Origin of the sequence: Azospirillum sp. (assembly GCF_035627195.1) — a bacterium.
Taxonomy (GTDB): domain Bacteria; phylum Pseudomonadota; class Alphaproteobacteria; order Azospirillales; family Azospirillaceae; genus Azospirillum.
This window is the reverse complement of record NZ_DASPMG010000278.1, coordinates 35,158-50,986: the sequence shown is the minus strand read 5'-3', so window position 1 is coordinate 50,986 and position 15,829 is coordinate 35,158. Positions and strand designations below refer to the sequence as shown.

General features: G+C 70.1%; 13 protein-coding genes and 1 rRNA gene. 2 read left to right on the top strand and 12 right to left on the bottom strand.

What is annotated here, in order from left to right:
* Together VED21_RS25910 and VED21_RS25905 are read right to left on the bottom strand one after the other, a co-directional pair.
* Nucleotides 1-243 (bottom strand): 16S ribosomal RNA (locus VED21_RS25910); the annotation flags it as partial.
* A gap of 729 nt (nt 244-972) precedes the next feature.
* A complete protein-coding gene (locus tag VED21_RS25905) occupies nt 973-1,593 on the bottom strand; it encodes a class I SAM-dependent methyltransferase (protein ID WP_324887496.1) in 621 nt (206 codons plus the stop codon).
* Between the two features lie 143 nt (nt 1,594-1,736).
* On the opposite strand from VED21_RS25905, the gene VED21_RS25900 reads away from it, so the two are divergent.
* Entirely contained in the window at nt 1,737-1,967 is a 231-nt protein-coding gene (locus VED21_RS25900) for a SlyX family protein (RefSeq protein ID WP_324887494.1), read from the top strand.
* Between the two features lie 12 nt (nt 1,968-1,979).
* Here the strand turns inward: VED21_RS25900 and VED21_RS25895 are convergent, their stop codons facing one another.
* The 10 genes from VED21_RS25895 to VED21_RS25850 all read right to left on the bottom strand — a co-directional run bounded on the left by VED21_RS25895 (nt 1,980) and on the right by VED21_RS25850 (nt 12,863).
* Nucleotides 1,980-3,134: an HD domain-containing phosphohydrolase gene (locus VED21_RS25895; protein WP_324887492.1), complete on the bottom strand. Its 1,155-nt coding sequence runs from the start codon at nt 3,132-3,134 to the stop codon at nt 1,980-1,982.
* Nucleotides 3,118-4,887, bottom strand: a complete 1,770-nt coding sequence (locus VED21_RS25890) for a hypothetical protein (protein ID WP_324887490.1) — start codon at nt 4,885-4,887, stop codon at nt 3,118-3,120. Before VED21_RS25890 ends, VED21_RS25895 begins: the two co-directional genes overlap by 17 nt.
* A gap of 79 nt (nt 4,888-4,966) precedes the next feature.
* Nucleotides 4,967-6,061 carry a chemotaxis response regulator protein-glutamate methylesterase gene (locus VED21_RS25885; protein WP_324887488.1) on the bottom strand — a complete coding sequence of 365 codons (1,095 nt, stop codon included), beginning with the start codon at nt 6,059-6,061 and terminating at the stop codon, nt 4,967-4,969.
* Nucleotides 6,062-6,069: 8 nt separating this feature from the next.
* Entirely contained in the window at nt 6,070-6,912 is an 843-nt protein-coding gene (locus tag VED21_RS25880) for a protein-glutamate O-methyltransferase (protein ID WP_324887486.1), read from the bottom strand.
* A 16-nt stretch (nt 6,913-6,928) separates the two neighbouring features.
* A complete protein-coding gene (locus tag VED21_RS25875) occupies nt 6,929-7,420 on the bottom strand; it encodes a chemotaxis protein CheW (protein ID WP_324887485.1) in 492 nt (163 codons plus the stop codon).
* A 24-nt stretch (nt 7,421-7,444) separates the two neighbouring features.
* A complete protein-coding gene (locus VED21_RS25870) occupies nt 7,445-9,670 on the bottom strand; it encodes a HAMP domain-containing methyl-accepting chemotaxis protein (protein ID WP_324887483.1) in 2,226 nt (741 codons plus the stop codon).
* A 28-nt stretch (nt 9,671-9,698) separates the two neighbouring features.
* A complete protein-coding gene (locus VED21_RS25865; RefSeq protein ID WP_324887481.1) occupies nt 9,699-10,160 on the bottom strand; it encodes a chemotaxis protein CheW in 462 nt (153 codons plus the stop codon).
* 11 nt (nt 10,161-10,171) lie between these two features.
* Nucleotides 10,172-12,172 carry a chemotaxis protein CheA gene (locus tag VED21_RS25860; RefSeq protein WP_324887479.1) on the bottom strand — a complete coding sequence of 667 codons (2,001 nt, stop codon included), beginning with the start codon at nt 12,170-12,172 and terminating at the stop codon, nt 10,172-10,174.
* Nucleotides 12,169-12,537 (bottom strand): response regulator, encoded by a 369-nt coding sequence (locus VED21_RS25855; protein WP_324887477.1) that lies wholly within the window; start codon nt 12,535-12,537, stop codon nt 12,169-12,171. The genes VED21_RS25860 and VED21_RS25855 overlap by 4 nt, the downstream gene beginning before the upstream one ends.
* Entirely contained in the window at nt 12,534-12,863 is a 330-nt protein-coding gene (locus VED21_RS25850) for an STAS domain-containing protein (RefSeq protein ID WP_324887475.1), read from the bottom strand. Before VED21_RS25850 ends, VED21_RS25855 begins: the two co-directional genes overlap by 4 nt.
* A 344-nt stretch (nt 12,864-13,207) precedes the next feature.
* Between VED21_RS25850 and VED21_RS25845 the strand changes: the two genes are divergently transcribed.
* Nucleotides 13,208-15,793, top strand: a complete 2,586-nt coding sequence (locus VED21_RS25845) for a glycosyltransferase (RefSeq protein ID WP_324887473.1) — start codon at nt 13,208-13,210, stop codon at nt 15,791-15,793.
* Nucleotides 15,794-15,829: the final 36 nt, after the last annotated feature.

The following is a 15,829-nucleotide window of genomic DNA, read 5'->3' as shown; positions in this document are numbered from 1 at the left end:
GGCTTGGTAGGCCGTTACCCCACCAACTACCTAATCGGACGCGGGCCCCTCTCTCGGCGTAAACTTTCTCCCGAAGGACGTATCCGGTGTTAGCGTCCGTTTCCAGACGTTATCCCGAACCGAAAGGCAGGTTCCCACGTGCTACTCACCCGTGCGCCACTATGGCCGAAGCCATCGTTCGACTTGCATGTGTTAGGCATGCCGCCAGCGTTCGTTCTGAGCCAGGATCAAACTCTCAGGTTCAATTCACCACAAGTCCCGAAAGACCAGGGCAATTGATGGGGTCGCCTGTAGCGACACACCAACCTAAGCTCGATTCTGTATCTCTGCTTGGCTTGGAATGCGCGGTCAAACGACCCCGTTTTGTGCCAGGCCCCTCCACCGGAGGACCCCAACCGCAGGTCTCGCCGCCTGCGCATCCCTTCTCGAAACGATATTCATTTATCAAAGAACCCGCAACTCCTGGAGAGCCGCTCGGCTGCCACCAACCCCAAGAGGGGCGGCCCGACAAACCGGACATTCGGTGAAGAGACCCAAAGCGACACCGATTGGCCCACCATCGGCGGACCCGGCATCGTCGGCTCTCTCTAGGAGATCGTCCGGGGCGTCACCGCCGCCGTCCGATGAGAGCTAACTTAATCATCCCGCCGCCCCGCGTCAACAAGAAATCGAAGCGGCTCTTTCTTTTTTGTCCGGCGCCCGGCGAAACCGCCAGCCACCCAACAAATCCGGCAGCAAAACCATTATTGGCGAAAGACACTCCGCAGCGTTTTATCTAAACGCTACTTGAGCGTGCCTCTGCCAATTCTGGCGATGAGCCGAGCCATGAACAACGTTTACATTCGAACCTTGATCGGAGCAGCGTCTTGTCTGACGCCGCCCGCCGTGGCCAAACATGCCGTCGTCAGGGACGGCGGCTTATATGGGATGCCCACGCCCCCTGTCCAGCGCTTTTTTCATACGCCCTGCCGATCAGGCACGGCGGCACTGCAGAAGGCTGAACAGCCCGAGCGGCGGCATGCTGTGCACCGCCTCCACCGTCACCGGGCAGCCGCGCAGCAGCGCGTCCATGGTGAAGTCCGGGCGCCAGCCCAGCTTCTTGGAGAAGGGGGCGGCCGCGCGTTCGATGAAGCTGCGGATGCCGGGCTTGGTGTCGGCGAAGTGGTTGACGATCAGGATCTCGCCGCCGTGCCGGCAGACGCGCAGCAGTTCCGCCATGGTGCCCTGCGGGTCCGGGACCACGGTCATGACATACATGGCGACGACGAGGTCGAAGCTGCCGTCCTCAAACGCCAGCTTGCCGGCGTCCATCTGCAGCAGGCCCTCGACGTTGGTCAGCCCGTCGCGCTCCACGCGCTGCTGGGCGACGCGCAGCATCTCCATGGACAGGTCGATGCCGGTGACGGTGTTGTCCTTGCGGTAGGTCGTCAGCGACAGGCCGGTGCCGACGCCGACCTCCAGCACCCGCAGGCCGCCCTTCTCGTTGATCCGCTCCACGGCGGCATGCCGGCCGGGCGCCAGCAGGTGCCCGAACGTGTTGTCGTAGATGCGCGCGTAGCGCTTGTACGCTTTGCGAATGGACTCGGTGTCCATGCTCTCCCCTACCATTGTCCGGAGATTGATATGCGAGACGTTGCAGCGCCACTTTGCACCGCTTCGGCCTCCAGGTGTAGGAGAGAGCGCTTCGCGGAGCAATCGTCTGCACGCAAGCCCGCACGCAAGCCTAAGGATTTCGCATGGCCGACGCCGCACAAGACCCTTCGCTCGAATGCCGTCTCATCGACCTGGAAACCCGCCTCGCCCACCACGAGCGCATGGCCGAGGAACTCTCCACGGTGATGTTCGAGCAGGGCCGCACCATCGACCTGCTGACCGCGCAGGTCCGCCGCCTGCGCGAGCGGCTGGCGGACCTGGAAGCCGGAGTCGAGCGCTCGCCGCAGGACGACCGCCCTCCCCCACACTATTAAGAATGCACCGCATTAAGAATGCACGGGGGCGCGGACCGGCACCGGAGCGGCATTGGCCGAGTACCGCGCGGCGACCTCGCGGATCTCCGGCCAGCGGGCGCGGAAGGCCTCGACGCAGGCCGGATCGAAATGCGCGCCGCTTTCCGCCAGCACGTAGGCGCGCGCCCGCTCCACCGGCCACGCCTCCTTGTACGGGCGCACGCTGGTCAGCGCGTCGAACACGTCGGCCAGCGCGGTGATGCGGCCCGCCAGCGGGATGTCCCCGCCGCGCAGGCCGTGCGGATAACCGGCTCCGTCGAACCGCTCGTGGTGGCTCAGCGCGATCTCCGCCGCCAGAAGCAGGAGGGGCGAACTGCTGCCGGCCAGGATCTCGTGCCCGTACACGGTGTGCTGCTGCATGATCGCCACTTCGCACGCGGTCAGGCGGCCGGTCTTCAGCAGGATGTGGTCGGGGATGCCGATCTTGCCGACGTCGTGCATGGGGGCGGCGGTGTGGATGAGTTCCACGAAGTCCGCCGGCTGCCCCATCCCTTCGGCGATGATGCGGGCGTAGGCGGCCATGCGCACGAGGTGGTCTCCGGTCTCCGGGTCACGGTGCTCGGCGGCGCGGGAGAGGAACAGGATCGTCTCGCGTTCGCGCTGCACCAGCGTGCAAGTGGCGCGGGCCACCTCCTCCGCCAGCCATTGCGAGCGCGTGGTCAGGATCCGGTGGCTCTGGTGCAGGCGCAGCAGGTTGCGGATGCGGGCCAGGAACTCGCTCTCGTCCACCGGCTTGGTCAGGAAGTCGGTGGCGCCCAGGTGGAGTGCCCGCAGGCGCACGTCGCGGCTGCCGGACGTCGTCACCATGACGACGGGCACGTCCGGATGCGCCGCCTCGCGCCGGTAGGCGGCGATGAACTCCAGCCCGTTGGGCGGCGGCATGTGGTAGTCGAGCAGGATGAGGTCCGAGTCGTTGCGCAGGCACCATGCCAGCGCCTCGGCCGAGCGCGCGAAGGGCAGCGGGGCGCAGCCGGGAATGGCGCGCACGAGCGCCTCCAGCGCCGCCAGAGAGCTGACGCTGTCGTCGACGATGACGATGCGCGTCGGCGTGCCCGAAGGGGCCGTGCCGGGCAGGCAAAGGCCGCCCGGCACGGCGTCGGAGCGACCGGTGTCAGAACAGCAGGTCATCGACGTTCGCCTCCGCTTTTCCGGCCAGCGGCACATTCGGCGGATCGTGGCCCGCCACCGTCTCCGCGCCGGTGAACAGGTCGTGGATGTCGCGCTCGCTGGCCATGGTGTAGTGTCCCTTCAGGACGGCCAGCACACGCTCGCGCACCACTTCGGCGTTCTCGTCGCCACCCGCCTCCGATGCGGCGAGCGCGTCCAGCCGTTGCGCGGCGGCCCGCAGCGCGCGGCCAACTTCCTCGTGCAGGGTGATGCCGGCGGCCGTATCGGCAAGCACACGGGCGACCCGGCCACCCTCCCCCTCCAGCGTCGCCAGCGCCGCCGACAGGCCTGCCCCGATGGCATCCAATCGGGCAACGGCGGCGGCCGTCTCTTGCCCCAGCAACGCCATGCGGGAGGCGCTCTGCTCGACGCCGCGACGGTGCAGTGCCTCGGCCGCCCCCACCACCTCCCGCAAGCCAGCCATCACCGCCTGCGCGTCCTCGACCGTGTGGTTGGCGTAGGTCCGCAACTCCTGCGCGATGACGCTCAGCGTCCGGCCCTGCGTGCCCAGGCGCCCGCATTTCAGCGCGGTGTTGAGCCCGACGAGACGCATGTCGACCTCGATGCCGCGCACCGCCTCGATCTCCGTCACCAGGGATGCCAGCGAGCGTGACGCCGTTTCGGCCACCCGATCCACTTCGGCGCGCGCTTCCCCGCACGTGCCCATCAGCGCCTCCGCCTTGCCCAGTTCGGCCGCCAGATCGGCAAGGAAGGAGGTGCCGGCTCCCTGCTGCGCCGCCCCGTACAGCCGGTCGCCCAACCCGGTGATGGCGCGGGATTCGTCGGCGAGCCCCAGCAGGGCCATCGTCAGGCTGCGAATTTCGTGCTCGAACTCGGCGGCGGCGCGCCCGGCCTGCGTGGATTGCAGGCGGCAAACGGCGGACACCACGGCGGCGCGCTGCTCCTCCGATAGGGCGGCGCTCCACCCGCCGTCACCGTCCTGCGCCAGCGCGCCGGCCAGCACCTCCAGCGCGTGCCCCACGTGCTCCGCCCGCTGGCGCGTGATGTCGCCGATTTGCAGCGACCGCACTGCGGCGCTCACCCCCTCGGCGATCCGGCGCGAACGGGTGCCGATCTCCCTCGCCGCCGCAGCCGCTTGGTCGCGGCGCCGCCGCACGGCGTCCAGGCATGCCTCCAGCCGGGCGGCGGCGGCGCGCAGGTCGGCGCCGTGCGCCCGCTCGAACGCGCCCTGGCTGGCGGCGGCCGAGCGCAACTGACCGCCCAGCCGCTCCAGTTCGTGGGCGAAGCGGTCGATGGTGCCGGAGGCGGTGGCGGTCAGCCGCGCGATCTCCACCGTGAAGATGGAGAAGTCCTCGCGCTCCGCCTCGATGTGAGCGGCGGCAATGCGCGCGTTCACCGCCAACACCGAGACCGCCGCCACCGTCTTGTGCAGCCGCTGCGCCCGCTCACCGACGCTCTTCGCACGCTCCGCCAGATCCTCCAGCGCCGCGCGCTCGTCGGCCAGCGTGCCGGCGATGCCGGACAGGGTGCCGGCCACGGCGCCCAGATGCTGCATGGTGTCGCGCACGTCCTCGTGGTCGAGTTCGTGCGGCAGCGTCTCGAAGACGGACGTCAGCCGGCCCAGCGCGTCGCTGGCGTCGCACAGCCGCTCCCCGATGGCCAGGATGGCTCGCTCGGCCGGGACGAAAGGCTCCGTCGTCGCCGCCGCAACGTCGCGCAGGGTGGCGGCAAGACTGGCGTCGGCCGATGGCATGGCGAACACCGGAAGCCTTGAGCCAGCGAAAGCCCCTTCGGGTTGACGGGAGAGCCAGGCGTTCATGACCGATACCTCCTCATGCCCGCACCCGCATGATCTCGGCCGGCAGGGTGCCCAGCGGCACCACCTTGTCGGCCGCACCCAGACCGATCGCCTCCTTGGGCATGCCGAAGACGACGCAGGTCTCCTCGTCCTGGGCGATGGTGAAGGCGCCGGCCTGATGCATCTCCAGCAATCCATGGGCGCCGTCGTCGCCCATGCCGGTCATGATGATGCCCACCGCGTTGCCCCCGGCGTACTGCGCGGCGGAGCGGAACAGCACATCCACCGACGGGCGGTGGCGGGACACCAGCGGCCCGTCCTTGACCGCCACGGTGTAGCGCGCCCCGCTGCGCTGGAGCAGCATGTGCCGGTTGCCCGGCGCGATCAACGCCCGGCCGGGCAGCACGGCGTCGCCGTCCGCCGCTTCCTTCACCTCGATCCGGCACAGCCCGTCCAGGCGGCGGGCGAAGGCGGCGGTGAACGTCTCCGGCATGTGCTGGACGATGACGATGCCGGGGCAGTCCTCCGGCAGCGCCTCCAGCACGGCGCGCAGGGATTCGGTGCCGCCAGTGGAGGCGCCGATGCACACGACCTTCTCGGTCGTGCGGGCCATGGCGCGGCTGGAGGTCGGACGCGGCATGACGGCATCGGCCGACAGCTTGGCCGGCACCGGGTTCGCCGGTGCGCGGCGCCCGCCGACCCGGGCCTGCGCCGCCGCTTTCACCGCGTCGCAGATGCGCACGCGCGCTTCCAGCAGGAACTGGCGGGTGTCGGTGCGCGGCTTGGCGATCACGTCCACCGCCCCGGCCTCCAGCGCCTGCAACAGCGTCTGGGAGCCCTCCTCGGTCAGGGAGGAGCACATGACCACCGGCACCGGCCGCTGTGCCATCAGCTTGCGCAGGAAGGTGATGCCGTCCATGCGCGGCATCTCCACGTCCAGGGTGATGACGTCCGGCACCTCGTGCTGGATTCGTTGGGCGGCGACGAAGGGGTCGGCGGCCGTGCCCATCACTTCGATCCCGGGGTCGGACGCCAGGATGTCGGCCAGCGTCTGGCGGACGGAGGCCGAATCGTCGACGATCAGCACGCGCAGCTTGCGTCCCGGCTTGTGCTCCGGCTCATGTCCCATGGCGGCACCTATCCGCGGCGGAACACGGTGGCGGCCACCGGCTTCACCGGCAGGTCGCCGCCGATCATGGATTCGGCGTGGCCCAAAAACAGGTAGCCGCCGGGCCGCAGGTGCCGGCACAGCCGCTTCAGCACCGCCTGCTGCGTGTCCTTCTCGAAATAGATCAGGATGTTGCGGCAGAAGATCACGTCCATGTCCTGGTCCACCGGATAACGCGCGTCCATCAGGTTCAGCCGCGCGAAGCGGACGTGGCGCCGCAGTTCCGGCGCGATGCGCACCTCGCGCCGCTCCGGGTCGCGGGCGCGCAGCAGGTAGCGGCGGCGCATCTCCGCCGGTACCGGGGCGATCATCTCGGCCGGGTAGATCGCCGCCACCGCCTGCTCCAACACCTGGGTGCAGATGTCGGTGCCGAGGATGGAAATGCGCGGCGTCCCCTGATGGTGACCACGCTCCAGCTCGGCCAGCACCATGGCCAGCGTGTAGGGCTCCGCCCCGCAGGAGCACGCGGCGCTCCACGCCTTCAACGGCCGGTCGGCGCCGGCCCGGCGCTCCGCCCGCAGGCACGGCACCGCCTCCTCCGCCAGATAGCGGAAGTGGTCCGGCTCGCGGAAGAAGTCGGTCTTGTTGGTGGTCACCGCGTCGATCAGGTGGACGAACTCGCCCTCCAGCCCGTCGCGGTCGAACAGGATGCGGCAGTATTCGTCGAGGCTGTGCACGTCCAGCGCGCGCAGGCGCTTGCGCAGGCGCCCCTCGATCATGGTGCGCTTGGCGGGCGGCATGCGGATGCCGCTGTGGGCGTGGATCACCTCGGCCAGGCGCTGGTAGTTGCGCTCGCTCAGCTGGTCGAACATGGCCGTCTCCCCGCGTTCAGGCCGCCAGCCCGGCCGCGGCGCCGTCCGGCAACAGGACGGCGTCGGCGGCCAGCAGCCGTTCCAGGTCGAAGACGATGACGAAGGCGCCGCCCCGCCGCCCCACCCCGGCGATACAGGCGGAGTTCCAGCGCGCCCCGATCTCCGGCGGCGGCGCCAGCCGGTCCTCGTCCAGCGCCGTCACCTCGAACACCCGGTCGGCGACGAGGCCGAGGACGAGGCCCCGCCCCGCCACTGGCACCTCCAGCACCAGGATGCGCGTGCCGTCGCCCGACGCCCCCGCTTCGGCCGGGGCCAAGCCCAGCTTGCGGCGCAGGTCGATGACCGGCACGCCGCGCCCGCGCACGTCGATCATGCCCAACAGGTGGGCCGGCGCCTGCGGCAGGTGGGCGATGGGGCGGGGATCGAGGATCTCCTGCACCACCTCCACCGGCAGGGCGAACACCTCGTGGCCGACGCCCAGCGTCACGTACTGCGGTCTCTCCGTCATGGCCCTGCCCTCCCCCGTTCCGGTTCAGTAGCGCTGGAACGCCGCGTCGCCCGCGTCGCCCGCGTCAGCCAGTTCCAGCGTGAAACCGCCAGCGCCGTGGTCCTTGCCGTTCTTCACCTGCGGCTTGCCCGCCTTGCCGTTCGGACGCGCGGCCGACGCCGTGGCACGCTTGGTCGGCTTTGTTGCGGCGGACACGGCGTGCCTCGGCTCCTCCCGCACCGTGGTCGGGACCATGGCACGCGGCGCGCCCGCATCGTCGGTGCGGAAGTAGGCGATGGTGGCCTGCAGCTGCTCGGCCTGGGCTGCCAGCTCCTCCGACGTCGCCGACATCTCTTCCGAGGCCGAGGCGTTCTGCTGGGTCACCTTGTCGAGCTGTTGGATGGCTTGGTTGATCTGGTCGGCGCCGATGTCCTGTTCGCGGCAGGCGGCGGAGATCTCCTCCACCAGCTCGGCCGTACGCTTGATGTCCGGCACCAGCCGGGACAGCATGGATCCCGCCTCCTGCGCCGCCTTCACCGTGTCCGACGACAGCGTGCTGATTTCGGCCGCCGCCGCCTGGCTGCGCTCGGCCAGCTTGCGCACTTCCGACGCCACCACCGCAAAGCCCTTGCCGTGCTCGCCGGCCCGCGCCGCCTCGACCGCGGCGTTGAGCGCCAGCAGGTCGGTCTGGCGGGCGATCTCCTGCACGATGGTGATCTTCTCGGCGATGGTCTGCATGGCCTGCACGGCGCGCCCCACCGCCTCGCCGCTGACCTGCGCGTCCTTGGCCGACTGGCGCGCGATCTTCTCGGTCTGCCCGGCGTTCTCGGCGTTCTGCTTGATGTTGGAGGCCATCTGCTCCATCGACGAGGACGCCTCCTCCGCCGCCGACGCCTGCTCGGTCGCCCCCTGGCTCAGTTCCTCGGCACTGGCAGACAGCTGCTGGCTGCCCGACGACACGTTCTGCGCGGCCACCCCGGCGTCCGCCACGATGGTGCGCAGCTTGTCCAGCATGGTCTCCAGCGCCATGCCCAGCGTGTCGCGGTCCGACAGCGGCTTGGCCTGCACCGTCAGGTTACCGGTGGCGATCTCGTTGGCCACTTCGGCGGTCGCCCGCAGGTTGCCGGTCATGCGGTTCAGCGCGTCCACCAGATCCTTGATCTCGTCGTTGGTCTTGACGGTCACCTGCTGGTCGAGATCGCCGACCGCCACCGCGTTGGCCAGCGACACGGCGCTGCCCAGGCCGCGGCTGATGCTGAGCGCGATCCAGACGGCCGCGCCGATGGCGATGAGCAGCGAGCCGGCCAGCGCGGCGATCAGCAGCGTGCGCGCCTCGGCGTACTGGGCCTCGGCGGCGTCCTCGGCCTGGTGCATGCGCTCCAGGTTGCGTTCGAGTATCTCGGCCAGCGGAACCTGCGCCTGCTCCAGCAGCGTCCGCCCCGTCGTGCCGGACAACTCGAACGCCTGCGCGTTGGTAAACTGCCGGCCCAGGGCCGCGGTCTGGTCCAGGATCGTCGCCCAGCGGCTGAAGCGCTGGCCGTACTGGTCGAAGGCGGGCCGCTCGGCGTCCGGCAGCAGGCCACGCAGCGCCTCGCCCAGGCGCCGGGCCTCGGCCAGCGCGGCTTCCATCCCGTTGACGTAGGGTATCGCCGCCGAAGGGCTGCCGGCGTTTATCAGATCCTTCTCATTGCGTTGCGCGAGCAGGAGCCGGGACGACAGGCGGGCGGCCAGCAGCGCGGCCCGCGCCCGGTCCTCGGCGAATGGCTCGCGCTCCAGGCGCTCGCCCAGCTGGACCAGCGGCTCCATCATCTGGTCGAAGGCGGTGGCGGCCGTCTTCTGCGACAGGTCGCGCACGCGGTTCTCTGAGTTCTGCCGGGACAGGTCGCGCACCTTGTCCTGCACGTCGGCGTAGCGTCCCCAGGCGGCGACGAACGCGTCCATCTTCTGCTTGCCCCAGTCGGTGGCGATGGCGCGGTAGGCGTCCACGTCGGCGCGGATCGCCTCGCGTGCCCGCAGGATCTCGCCGTCGTAGCGGTCGACCTGCTCGGCGGTGACGGCCAGAATCAGGTTCTTCTCCGCCCGAACGCCGGACTGCACGTTGATGATGAGCTGCTGCGACAGGCGCAGCCGCTGCACATCGCCGCGGATCACGCTTTCGAGCGACTGGTTGAGCGAGCCGAGGCTGCCGATGCCCAGCATGGTGGCGGCGGCCGACAGGACGATCACCACCCCGAAGGCGGCGCCGAGCTTCAGCTTGACGGAAGCGCGCATGTCTCTTCTCCCAATTCAGGGGCTTGTGTCAGGCGGCGTGCGCGGACAGCAGCCGTCCGATGTCGGGGACGACGATGAACGCGTCCCCCCGCTTGCCGATGCAGCGGATGAACTCCGGCCGCCAGCGCATCCCGATACGCGGCGTCTCCTCCAGCGAAGCGGCGGGAAGCTCCGTCACCTCGTGCACCTTGTCGGCCAGGATGCCGACGGGCGTCGCCTCGCCGTCGATGTCGGCCTCGATGACGACGACGCGGGTGTCGACGGTGGGCGGCGTGCGCTCCATGCCGAACACCACGCGCAGGTCGGCCAGCGGCACCACCTTGCCACGGACGTTCACCAGCCCGCCGACGAAGGGCCGGGCGTTCGGCACCTCGGTCACCGGAACGAGGTCGAGGATCTCGCGGACGACTGCCGCCTCGACGGCGAACACCTCGTCACCCAAGCCCAGCGTGAGCACTTCGAGCGGCGTGGCGCCGGATAGGGCGTTCATGGCGGGCTCCTTCACGATGCCATTTGGCACGATGCCATTTGGCAGGGCGCCTTCAGGCGCTCTTCGCGCGCCTGGCCGAACTCGACCAGATGAAGGACGTCCAGGATCAGGGCGACCGTGCCGTCGCCCAGGATGGTGGCGCCGGAGAAGGTCTCGACGTCGGCGTGCAGCTTGGACAGCGACTTGATCACCGTCTGGTGGCTGCCGATGATCTGGTCGACCACCAGCCCCACCCGCATGTCGCCGGACGACACGATCACCACCTTCTGGTACAGCGCCGGCGGTGTCGCCGCGTTGAACAGCTCGCGCAGGCGCAGGAACGGCACCAGCTCGCCGCGGATGTTGAGGAAGCTGCGTCCCTTCGAGCGCGCGTCGTCGGCCGCCGACAGCTCGACGCACTCCTCCACCGCCGACAGCGGGATGACGTAGCGCCCGTCGCCCACCCGCACCATGAGCCCGTCGATGATCGCCAGCGTCAGCGGCAGGCGCAGCGTCACCTCGGTCCCCTGGCCGGCGGTGGTGGTCACGTCGATGGCGCCGCGCAGGGATTCGATGGTGCGCTTCACCACGTCCATGCCGACACCGCGGCCGGACACGGCGGTGATCTCCCGCGCCGTGGAGAAGCCGGGGTGGAACAGGAACTGGAAGAGGTCGGCGTCGGCCAGCTTGGCGCCCGGCGCCAGCAGCCCCTGCTCCTCGGCCCGCGCGCGGATGCGCTCGCGGTCCAGGCCGCGCCCGTCGTCGGCGATGATGATCTGCACCTCCGCCCCGGCGTGACGCGCCGTCAGCCGCACCCGGCCGGCCGGCGGCTTGCCGGCGGCGGCGCGGCCCTCCGGCGTCTCCAGCCCGTGGTCGACGGCGTTGCGGATCAGGTGCACCACCGGATCGGCCAGCCGCTCCACCACCGTCTTGTCCAGCTCCGTCTCCTCGCCGCCGGTGACCAGCTCCACGGCCTTGCCCAGGTCGCGCGAGAGGTCGTGCACCAGCCGGCGGAAGCGCCCGAACAGGGAACCGATGGGAACCATCCGGATGCCCATGGAGGTGTCGCGCAGTTCCGACGCCAGCCGCTCCACCTCCTCGGCGATGGCCTTGATGTTCGCGTCGCCGCTGCCGGCCGCCAGCTGTGTCAGCCGCGCCTGGGCGATGACCAGCTCGCCCACGCGGTCCATCAGCTCGTCCAGCCGTTCCGCCTGCACGCGGATGACGGCGGCGCCCCGGGCTGCCTCGCGCGCCGGCTCGCGGGTAGCCGGTTCCTCCTCGCGCGGTTCCGGCGTGGCGGGCGCCGCGGCTACCGGCGATGCCGGTGCCCCGTCCACCCGCTCGATCGCCAGTTCCATGTCGTCGATGACGAAGAGGAACACTTCTTCTATGGCGGCGCGCGGGCGGGCGGTGGTCAGCGTCACCTCCCAGCCAAGATAGCAGGCGTCCGGCTCCATCTCCTCCAGCGCCGGCACGCCGTCGGTCAGCGCCGTCGCCGTGCAGGGGCCGAGGTCGCGCAACTCGTCGAGCAGCAGCAGCGGGTTGGTGCCCAGCGCCATGGCGTCCTTGGCCAGACGAAAGCGGATGCGCCACGTGGCCGGCACGCCGTCCGGCGGCGCCGCCACGGCCGGCGCCTCCGGCACGGCGGCGGGCGCGTCGGTGATCGCCTGCAGGTCGCTCAGGATGGCCGCGCCGCGCACCCCGTCGGCCTCGGCCGGGCTGTCGATCAGGCTGCGGATATGGTCCTTGGAGGCCAGCGCCACGGCGATCAGCGCGCCGGTCGGCGGCACCTCGCCCCGTCGCACGCGGTCGAAGGCGGTCTCGAAATGGTGGGTGAAGGCCGCCACCGCCTCGAACCCGAACATGGCGCCGGAGCCCTTGATGGTGTGCAGCGCCCGGAACGCGCTGTCGATCAGCGCGCGGTCGTCCGGCGTCTGCTCCAGGTCCAGCAGCGCCTGTTCCAGCTGCTCCAGCAGGTCCTGCGCTTCCTGGCGGAAGGTGTCGGCCGGGTCGGGATGGGCATGCGCGTTCATGGCCCAAGCACCTTCTTGGCGACCGCCAGCAGCTGGTCCTGTTCGAAGGGCTTGGTGATCCAGCCGGTGGCGCCGGCCGCCTTCGCCTCCTGCTTCTTCCCGGCGTCCGATTCCGTGGTCAGGAAGATGATCGGCACGCCGCGGTAGGCCGGCAGCTTGCGCAACTCCCGGATCAGCGTCAGCCCGTCCATCACCGGCATGTTCAGGTCGGTCACCACCATGTCGAAGGCGGCCGTCCGCGCCTTGGCCAGCCCTTCCGCCCCGTTGGCCGCCTCGTCGGTGCGGTAGCCGGCGCCGGCCAGGGTGAGCTTCACCATCTGGCGGATGCTGGCGGAGTCGTCGACGCTGAGGATGCTCTTCGTCATGGCGTGTCTCCTCCTTTTCCCCAGAGGGCCTGGCCCCAGAAGGCGGGGTCGGATGCTGCGAACCCGCCGCGCACCAGCACCTCGCGCAGCGGCCCGGCTGCGGGCGCGGCCAGGGACAGGGCGCGGCCCTGCTCCCGCGCGCTGCGCCGGGCGGCCAGAAGCAGCTGCACGAAGCTCACGTCGACCTCCTCCGCGTCCGAGGCGTCGACGACAAGATCGCCGGTCCGACTCAGCAATTCCAAGAATTTCTCGTGGATGCTTTCGGCGTTCCGAATGGTCAAAGCGCCGCTGAAGAGCACAGCGCGAGGATCTGCCGCGTTTTCCATGGCTTTCCTCCGCATTTTCATAACCGGATCGCACCGCGGCAGCGGCTCGAAAGGCCCTATTTCTAAGCTGTCTTCAGGATAGGCCGGGCAATGATGGACTGTCGCTTATGCATATGGCGGTGCGGCATAACGGCGATTCGATACCTTGGGTGGAGCCGCTCACACCTGCCGCATACATACCATCCGCCACGCATCACCCGACGAACGGCAACCCGAAGAAGAGTGTGCGATGCGGTGGAATAGTTTTTTCGGGACCGTGTTCGTCTCGGTGTCGGGTGGCGTCGCCACCCTTCGTCCCGACAGCCTTCCGAGCCGACACCTCCATGACATCCCCGAAGCGTTCGATGCGGTCCGCGGCGATTGCCGCCGCGATGCTGGCCGTCACCGCCGGCCATGTGTCCTTCTGGTCCTGGCGCAACGCGCCGACGCCCATAGAGGCGGAGCCCGGTCGCATCCAGTCCGTGTCCTACTCGCCGTCGGGGCGTGACTACGACCCGACCGACGCGCCGGCCGTCCCGGTCGAGCGCATCGAGAAGGACATGTCCGCCATCGTCGGCTTCGCCGACGGGGTGCGCACCTACTCCGCGCTGGGCGCCCAGGGCGACGTGCCGGCGATCGCCGCACGCAAGGGCCTGGACGTGTCGCTGGGCATCTGGATCAGCCGCGACAAGACCCGCAACGAGGAGGAGATCCGCCGCGGCATCGCGCTGGCGAAGTCCGTGCGCGGCGTCACCCGCGTTATCGTCGGCAACGAATCGCTGCTGCGCGCCGACGTGACGGACGCCGAACTGGCCTCCTACGTCCGCCGCGTGCGCGCCGCTGTGCCGAAGCGCATCCAGGTGGGCACCGCCGACGTGTGGTCGGAGATGGTCAAGGCCAAGGAAACCGTGAAGGCGTCCGACTACATGGGCGTCCACGTCCTGCCCTACTGGGAAGGCGTGCCCGTCGACCGCGCGCTGTACTGGGTGCGCGACCGCCTGGACAGCGTGCGCAAGGCGCACCCCGGCAAGCCTCTGTTCATCGGCGAGGTGGGCTGGCCCAGCGGCGGCGACAACTTCCACGACGCCTTCCCCTCGGTCGAGGCGCAGGCGGCGGTGGTGCGCGGCTTCGCCGCCGAGGCCGGTGCGCTCGGCCTGTCCTACAATGTGGTCGAGGCGTTCGACGGCCCGTGGAAGACCACCATCGAAGGTTCGCCCGGCCCGACCTGGGGCGTGCTCGACACCGACCGCGCGCCGAAGTGGCCGCTGACCGGTGCTGTCCCGGCCCCCAAGAACGAGCGCACGGCCGCCATGGTCGCGGTCCTGGTGGGCCTGGGCCTGTCCGCCCTGGTCGCCTTCCGCCGCCGGTCCAACGCGCTGTTCGCGCTGGGCGCCGCCGTGGGCGCCAACGTCATCGGCCTGTCGGTCGGCATGGCCGTGGCGGGTGCGATGGGCGAGTACCTGACCTTCGGCACCGCCATGACCTGGGGCTCCGCCTTCCTGCTGGGTGCGCTGATGATCGGCGTCGCCTTCGCCGACCTGGTGGACGTGGTACGCCGCATCTTCACCGGCCGGGCGCCTGCCCTGCTGCCGCGTGAGGTGCCGGCCACGACGCACACGCCGATGGTGTCGATCCACGTGGCCGCCTGCCGCGAGCAGCCGGACGTGCTGGGCGCCACCCTGCGCTCGCTGGCACGGCTGAACTACCCCAACTACGAAGTGGTCGTGCTGATCAACAATACCGAGGACGAGGCCCTCGTCCGCCCGGTGGAAGACCTGTGCCAGGCGCTCGGCCCCAAGTTCAAGTTCCACTGGTACAAGAAGATCAGCGGCTTCAAGGCCGGCGCGCTGAACGCCGCGTTGCGCCACACGGCACCCGAGGCCGAGATCGTCGCCGTGCTGGACGCCGACTACACCGTGTCGCCCGATTGGTTGAGCAAGCTGGCCCCGGTCTTCGCCGACCCGTCGGTGGGCATCGTCCAGGCCCCGCAGGAGCACCGCGACGGCCATGAAAGCCTGCTGAAGGCCGCCATGACCGCCGAGTACCGCCCCTTCTTCGACGTCGGCATGCAGGAGGGCCTGCTGAGCCAGGCGTTCATCTGCCACGGCACCATGATCATGCTGCGCCGCTCCGCCATGGACCACGTCGGCGGCTGGTCGGAAGACGGCATCTGCGAGGACACCGAACTGGGCATCCGCATCCTCTCCGCCGGCTGGCGCGCCGCCTACACGGACGAGCGGCTTGGCGAGGGTCTGGCCCCGGACAACTTCATGCAGTTCCGCAAGCAGCGCGACCGCTGGGTGTTCGGCTCCACGCAGATCCTGCGCGCCCACTGGCGCAAGCTGCTGCCGGGCTTCACGGGCCTGACGGCGCGGCAGAAGCTGGGCTATGCGCTGAACTGGGCGCGCTGGTGGTCGGACGCGGTGGGCCTCGCGGCCGCCGGTGCCGCCGTCACCTGGACCTTCGCGTCGCTGGTTCTGCCGCTGCACCTGCCGCCGGTGGAGGCCACCGCCGCCGTGCTTGCCGCGCTCGTGCTGCGCGCCGGCTCCAGCCTCGCCGCCTCGCGCTGGGCGTCGGGCAACACGTGGCGGGACGCGCTGGGTGCGTGCGCGGTCGGCATGGCGCTGTCCACCACCGTCGCCTTGGCGGCCCTGCGCGGCCTGATCCGCAAGCGCGACGCCTTCCGCGTCACCGCCAAGGGCGGCCAGCGCGCCCCGTCGAAGTTCTGCGCGAAGCCGGAGGCCTACCTGTCCGGCGCCCTGGTCGCGGCCTCCGCCACGGCGGCGCTGGCCAACCCGCTGGGCACGGTGTCGCTCCAGCTCTGGGCGGTGCTGCTGGCGGCGATGGCGGTGCCGAACCTGCTGGCGGTGGCCTTCGCCATCGGCGACATGCTGCCGGCCCGTGCCCCGCGTCCTGACAGCGTGCCGGCCGGCCAGACGGTCAACGCGTAACCCTCCACCCCGGGAAACCCCTCCCCTCAGCTCGGA